The organism is Geomobilimonas luticola (assembly GCF_018476905.1).
GTDB classification, from domain to species: domain Bacteria; phylum Desulfobacterota; class Desulfuromonadia; order Geobacterales; family Geobacteraceae; genus Geomobilimonas; species Geomobilimonas luticola.
The window spans coordinates 162,751-169,589 of the sequence record NZ_JAHCVK010000006.1 but is presented as its reverse complement, the minus strand read 5'-3'; the positions used below and the strand labels follow the sequence as shown (position 1 = coordinate 169,589).

The window sequence follows — 6,839 nt, the reverse complement described above, 5'->3', positions numbered from 1 at the left end:
ATAAATCAACTGGACAACTGGTCAAAGAACTACGTACACTAATTTCGAAAAACAAAAACTTGATGGTCTAGAGCCTTGAAAATTGCTTCGAAAACGTGCGGAGGATTTTGTTTATGAGAAAAACACTCTTGGTTCTCTTACTCTACGGTATGGCGGTGACTTCCGCCCATGCCGGCCTCAAGGTGATCGGCAAGGGGGACAACATGCGCCTCGACCCGTCAGCTTTTCCGCCAGCCATGAAGGCCAATTACGATATCCTGAAGGTCAAGTGCATCAAGTGCCACAACCTGGAACGGACCATTGTCGCCCTCCAGACCGGCATTGCACCCATTTCCGGGCAGCCCTTCGACCGGAACGCCACCAAGGCGTACGGCGTCAAGATGCTGCGCAAGCCCGATTCAAACATGAACAAGCAGGAGGTCAAGGCCACGGTTGAACTGATGAACTGGCTCCTTGACGAGGCGAACAAATAGCACCAATTTCAAGAGAAAAGGATATATATTTATGCACATGAATTCACTGAAACTTGCAGTGGCCGGTATCGTCTGCATGCTGGCGGCTGGCGTTGCCGATGCCCAGGAAATCCGGATCGGGGGTGGCGGTGCGTCTCTTGCGACGATCTTTGCCCCCATGAAGGATCAGTTCGAGAAAAGCAGCGGCGACAAACTTACCCTCATTCAGAGCCTGCCGACGAAGGGGCTCATTGCCCTTGAGAAGGGGGAGATTGACGCACTGACGACCACGGTTCCTCTGGCAACTATCATGGCGGAAGCAGCAAAGGAGGGGGTTGTCGTCGATCCTGCCGCTCTCCAGCAACAGGAAATCGGTAAAAATGAAGTGGTGGCCTTCGTGCACAAGTCCAACCGGATCAAGAAACTGTCCAAGGCGCAACTGAAAAAGATATTTACCGGCAAGGTGACCAACTGGAAAGAGATCGGAGGCGCAGACCTCCCGATCATCGTGGTATGGGGGAACGAAACGCCCGGCCAGAATGCCCTCTTCATCAAGGAGATGCTGGACGGAGAAAAGGTGACGGCCAAGGCCATCAAAACCACCGATTACCAGAACATCAGGGAAATGGTGAAAGCCAATCCGGGCTCCATCGGCATCGATCCGCGCGGGATGGCGATGGCAACGGTCGGGAGGGTGGACATCCCTATCGTAACGGCACCTATCATTCTGATAACCAAGGGGAAGCCGTCGGCGAAGGTGGAGAAGGTACTCAACTTCTACAACGAGGAATTCGGCTACTTTTCCCGGTAACGGTCTCCGCTTTTCAGGACGTTTCATTCCAGGCAGTCAGTCAAGCCATTGCCAGCCACCAGGCTGAAATGGCTTGATTTTTCTTGCGCAGCGGCTGTTTCGTCTGGTATAGATTAACGATTATTTGTTTCGAAAGGGAGCTGTTTCCCCAAGGTAAGAGGGTGAACGATGAAAGGTCTTAAACTTGGCCAGCGGCTGACCGGCTCCTTCATGATTCTTGCCCTGATCGTTGCCATAACCGGTGCGTTCGGCGCGTTCAGCATGAATCGGGTGGGGGACCGGATCCAGGACCTCCTCAAGAATCTGGCTGGTCAGCAGAAACTGGTGCTTCTCATGGGGGCAACCCAGAAGGCATGCCAGGTAAGCCTTCTGCAGGCGGCGATGGAGACTGATGCAGCTGCGTACGAGGACCATGCGGAAGATTACCGGATGCTGCGGGACCAGTTCAGAAGCCAGTGTGGCATCATCCTCAAGGGAAACGCGAAGATGGGGATTTCTTCCGCTTCCCCTGGCAGCGATATCGAAAAGCGCGCCCAGGCTGCGCTCAAGGGGTGGGACGCCTTCGACAAGGTGGCCGAGGAGCTTCTGTCGGTCAAGGCGGAGTCGTTCAAGGGGGTGAATGGCGTCGACCGGCTGCGACAGCTGATAGACGATAAGCTCAGTGTCGTGAGCGATGACGCGAAACTTGCCGTGGACGAACTCCTCGTTGCGGTCGGGAGCCGGATGACCACGGCCAACGGAGAGGTCAAAGCGATCCAGCGTTCGGCGGGCATAACCATTGCGGTGGTGATTGTCCTTGCCATTGTCGTAGCGGCAGGCTTCGGCATGTCGACGTCGCGGCACATCATCGGTCGCCTCGACAAGGTGGCGGGCGCCCTGCGGCGTGGCTCGCAGGGAGATCTTACCTCGCGGCTTGCGATCGATTCCAGCGATGAACTCGGCAAGCTGGCTGACGATTACAATGTCATGGTGCAGAAGCTTTCCGAAATGGTCGGCAAGGTCGATGCATCGGCTGCAGACCTGGCCGGTATTTCCGACAACCTGTCCCATGCCTCGAAGCAGGTGGTGAATGCCGCCCAGCTCCAGGTTGAAGGGGTCAGTCACACCTCCTCGGCGATGACCCAGATCAACACCTCTGTCAAGGGGGTTGCCGAAGGGGTTGACGCCCTTTCCCAGTCGGCGGCGGAAAGCTCTTCCTCCATCCTGGAGATGGCGGCCAGCATCGAGGAAGTGGCTCTCAACATGGAAAACCTTACCCAGTCGGTGGAAGAGGTCAGCGCCTCCATCGGCGAGATTTCCATCTCGATCAAAGAGGTGGGGAATGGCGTGGTGAGCCTCATGGAGGCGTCCACAACCACGGCATCGTCGGTCATGCAGATGGACAGTTCCATCAAGCAGGTGGAACGGAATGCCATGGAGACCGCCGCCATTTCCGATGAAGTCCGGCAGGATGCCGAGAACGGGAAGAAGACGGTGGAGGCGACCATTGCGGGTATCGACGCCATCCGCACCTCTTCAAGAATTACCTTCGATGTGATCACTACCCTGTCGGGTCGGACTGAGGACATAGGCGCCATCCTGTCGGTCATCGACGAGGTGGCGGAGCAGACCAACCTGCTTGCCCTGAATGCCGCCATCATCGCGGCCCAGGCCGGCGAGCACGGCAAGGGGTTTGCGGTGGTCGCCGACGAAATCAAGGAGCTTTCCGAGCGTACCAGCAGTTCCACCCGCGAGATTGCCGCTCTGATCAAGGCGGTGCAGGACGAGACGCGGCGGGCGGTGGAGGCGATAAACCAGGCGGAGACGAGCATTGCCGAAGGTGAAGATCTCTCCCTGAGGTCGGGAGAAGCGCTGAACAAGATACTCGAAGGGGTAATCAGGTCCAGCGCCCAGATGGCAGAAATAGCCCGCGCCACGGTAGAGCAGGCGAAAGGGAGCCACATCATCCGCGATGCCATGGAACAGGTCTCCGAGATGGTGGGGCAGATCGCCAAGGCGACCAAGGAACAGGGTATGGGGAGCGGGATGATCATGGGCGCCGTCGAACGGATGAAGGATCTAACCGCCCAGGTCCGCTCCTCGACACGCGAGCAGAGCAAGGTCGGCAATTTCATCGCCAAATCCACCGAGGACATCACCGACATGATCCGCCAGATCAAGATTGCCTGCGACGAGCAGCGCCGGGGGAGCGAACAGGTCGTGGTTGCGGTGGAAGACATACAGCAGTCCACCAACATCAACGTGGAGGCGACCAGAATCATGAACGAGGCGGTGGAAAACCTGTTCCGCCAGACCGAGATACTGCGGCAGGAAATGGCATCCTTCAAGGTCAGGGAGTCGGCGTGAGCAGGATAGCGGAGAAGTTTGCGGCGCTGGCCGGGCAGGGAGAAAAGGCCCTCATCACCTTCATTACGGCCGGCGATCCCGACCTGGCAACGACCGAAAAGCTGATTCCCCTGATGGAGCGGGCGGGAGCGGATATCATCGAACTGGGGGTCCCGTTTTCCGACCCCATGGCCGATGGCCCCACCATCCAGCTCGCCTCGGAACGGGCGCTTGCCGCAGGCACCACCGTGGCGAAGATTTTAGCCACGGTAAAATCGGTGCGACGGCACTCTCAGGTGCCGCTTCTGCTCATGGGGTACTACAACCCGATCTTTGTCTACGGGCCGGAGAAGTTTCTTGCCGATGCCGCGGAGGCGGGTGTTGACGGGGTGCTGCTGGTGGACCTCCCCCCCGAAGAGGCGGGCGCATTCAAGACCATGGCCGACCGGCATGGCGTGAATGTCATATTCCTCCTCACCCCCACCTCTGACAAGGCCCGGCTCGACAAGGTTGCCCGGCTCGGCAGCGGATTCATCTATTACGTTTCGGTGACCGGCGTGACCGGTGCGCGGCAGTCGGTGGCCAGTTCCGTATTTGATGCCGTGGCGGGAATCAGGGCAAAGGTCCGGCTGCCGCTGGCGGTCGGTTTCGGGATTGCCGATCCGGAGCAGGCGGGAAGGGTTGCCAGAGTTGCCGATGGCGTCGTGGTCGGAAGTGCCATCGTCAAGCTGTTCGAAACCCACCGCGGCAAGGACCTGGAGGACAGAGTCACGGATTTTGTCGCTTCCCTCAAGGCCGGTGTCGGTCGAGGATGATACGGTGGTCGGCAGTGGACGTCGGCGGGCAAATGGTTTGACATCGGGGGAGTTTTCTGGTATCACTCCCGTTCACTGTTACTAAAAAGAGGGTACAGAACCCGCGAGGCATTCTATGGCATGGTTCAAGCGAGAAAAAGCTCCCCTGGGACAGGGGGAAGAGAAAAAGGTGAAAGTCCCCGAGGGGCTCTGGAGCAAGTGCCCCACGTGCGGCGAGACGATTTACATCAAGGATCTGGAAAAAAACCTCAATGTCTGCCCCAAGTGTGGCCATCATTCCCGTATTTCCGCCCGCAAGAGGCTCGAAGTGCTTCTCGATGAAGGGAGTTTCGTCGAGCATGATGCGGGGATGGTGTCGGTGGATTTCCTGGAATTCAAGGATTCCAAGAGCTACCAGGACCGGATTGATGCGGCCCTCGCAAAGGGGGGGGCCAAGGATGCCGTTATCTGCGGCACGGGGGCCATCGACGGGACGCCGGTGCAGATGGCGGTATTCGATTTCTCCTTCATGGGGGGGAGCATGGGGAGCGTTGTCGGGGAGAAGATAACCCGTGCGATCGAACGCGGCCTGGAGCAACACACCCCCGTCATCGTCGTGTCCGCTTCCGGGGGTGCCCGGATGCAGGAGAGCATCCTCTCCCTCATGCAGATGGCCAAAACCTCTGCGGCACTTGCCAAGTTGAAGGAAAAGGGGTTGCCGTTCATTTCCATCCTCACTGACCCGACCACCGGTGGGGTGACCGCCAGCTTTGCCATGCTGGGTGACATCAACATGGCGGAACCCAAGGCTCTCATCGGTTTTGCCGGACCCCGGGTAATAGAGCAGACCATTCGCCAGAAACTGCCCGAAGGATTCCAGCGGGCCGAGTACCTCCTTGACCACGGTATGGTGGATGTCATCATCGACCGGCGCGAGATGCGCCAGGCACTTTCCAGCATTCTCAAGATGCTCTACCGTCCAGCCGCCTGACCCCGATACGGAACCCCCGTTATCAAAGCCCGCCGATTTTACGGCGGGCTTTTTTGTGCGCGCTGCCTCTGTTTCTCACCCCGGAAAGCCCGGCCTGCCGCTTCAAGGCTAAATCTATGGACTTTTACCGGTGGATTCCCTATAATCACCGGCTGTCATGACCTACCGGGAGATACTGTCACACCTCTATGCCCTTGGACGCTTCGGCATGAAGCCGGGGCTCGAACGTATCACCGCGCTGCTTGCCGCACTCGGCAATCCCGAGGAGAAGCTGGCGGTGGTGCATGTGGCCGGGACCAACGGCAAGGGGTCCACAGCTGCCTTTCTCGATGCCGTCCTCCGGGCTGGCGGGCTGACGACCGGCCTTTTTACGTCGCCGCATCTGATCAGCTTCACCGAACGCTTCCGCATCGACGGCGCGGAGATCGACGAAGCCGAGGTCGTTTCCCTGGCTCGTCGCGTCATAGCCGTGGCACCGCCAGGTTCGACCTTCTTCGAGCTGGTCACCGCCATGGCGTTTCTCCATTTTGCCGAACACCGGGTCGACCTCGCGGTGATGGAGGTGGGGATGGGTGGACGTTTCGATGCCACCAATGCCGCATCGGGCGAACTTGCGGTCATAACCCCCGTTGCCCTCGATCACTGCACCTGGCTGGGGGACTCACTGGCTGCCATCGCCGGAGAAAAAGCGGGGGTCATCCGGCCCGGCCGAGCGGTTGTTTCGTCCTTCCAGGAGCCGGAGGCGCTGGACGTGATCATCGAAAGGTGCGGGGAGGGAGGAAGCCCCCTCGTTCTCTGCGGCAGGGAGTTCGACGCGACCTGGGACGGTGATGCCCTTGTCTATCGGGGGCTGGGTGTGGATATCCCCCGCCTTGTCCCCGGTATCGCGGGAAAGCATCAGGCGATGAACGCGGCCTGTGCCCTGGCTGCTGCGGAACTGCTCGGGAGACAGGGATTGACGGTCGGCCGGGACGCCATGGAACGTGGCATTGCTGCGGCACGCTGGCCGGGACGCATGGAGTTCTTCGGTACGGCGCCCCGCATCCTTCTCGATGGAGCCCACAATCCGGCAGGAAGCCTCGCCCTGGCCAGGTCCCTTGCCGATGTACCGCGTCGGCGGCTCATCCTGGTCGTGGGTGTTATGGGGGACAAGGACGCGACGGCCATCCTCGCTCCCCTGCTCCCTCTTGCCGACGAAGTCTTTACCGTCACCCCCCCCCTGGAGCGTTCCCTGCCGGCTGCCGATCTGGCGGCCTGCTGCAGGGAGCAGGGGGGGGGACGTTGTACCGTTGCCGGGACCGTGGCTGACGGCGTGATCCGGGCGCGTGAGGCCGCCGGTCCGGACGACCTGATCCTTGTCTGCGGCTCCCTCTTCACGGTGGGTGCGGCCCGGGCCTTCCTGACGGGGAGAGAGTTCGAGGCGATACGCGGCTGAAATGGCTGTTGAATCTTGATGAGTGATGTCC

The 6,839-nt window shown here is 59.6% G+C and carries 6 protein-coding genes; all 6 read left to right on the top strand.

Going from position 1 to position 6,839, the window contains the following annotated elements; all coding sequences use genetic code 11:
- The first annotated feature begins 113 nt into the window (after nt 1-113).
- The 6 genes from KI810_RS13210 (at nt 114) to KI810_RS13185 (ending at nt 6,808) form a co-directional block, all read left to right on the top strand.
- Nucleotides 114-473 (top strand): cytochrome C, encoded by a 360-nt coding sequence (locus KI810_RS13210; protein WP_214176028.1) that lies wholly within the window; start codon nt 114-116, stop codon nt 471-473.
- A 37-nt stretch (nt 474-510) separates the two neighbouring features.
- Complete coding sequence (locus KI810_RS13205; protein WP_214176027.1) at nt 511-1,263, top strand: substrate-binding domain-containing protein; 753 nt, start codon at nt 511-513, stop codon at nt 1,261-1,263.
- A gap of 168 nt (nt 1,264-1,431) precedes the next feature.
- A complete protein-coding gene (locus KI810_RS13200) occupies nt 1,432-3,609 on the top strand; it encodes a methyl-accepting chemotaxis protein (RefSeq protein WP_214176026.1) in 2,178 nt (725 codons plus the stop codon).
- Nucleotides 3,606-4,403, top strand: coding sequence for a tryptophan synthase subunit alpha (gene trpA / locus KI810_RS13195; protein WP_214176025.1), 798 nt, complete (start codon nt 3,606-3,608; stop codon nt 4,401-4,403). Before KI810_RS13200 ends, trpA begins: the two co-directional genes overlap by 4 nt.
- Nucleotides 4,404-4,518: 115 nt before the next feature.
- A complete protein-coding gene (gene accD, locus KI810_RS13190) occupies nt 4,519-5,373 on the top strand; it encodes an acetyl-CoA carboxylase, carboxyltransferase subunit beta (RefSeq protein WP_214176024.1) in 855 nt (284 codons plus the stop codon).
- 157 nt (nt 5,374-5,530) lie between these two features.
- The gene (locus tag KI810_RS13185) at nt 5,531-6,808 is read left to right on the top strand and encodes a bifunctional folylpolyglutamate synthase/dihydrofolate synthase (RefSeq protein WP_214176023.1); all 1,278 of its coding nucleotides are present in this window, start codon (nt 5,531-5,533) and stop codon (nt 6,806-6,808) included.
- The last annotated feature ends 31 nt before the right edge of the window (nt 6,809-6,839 follow it).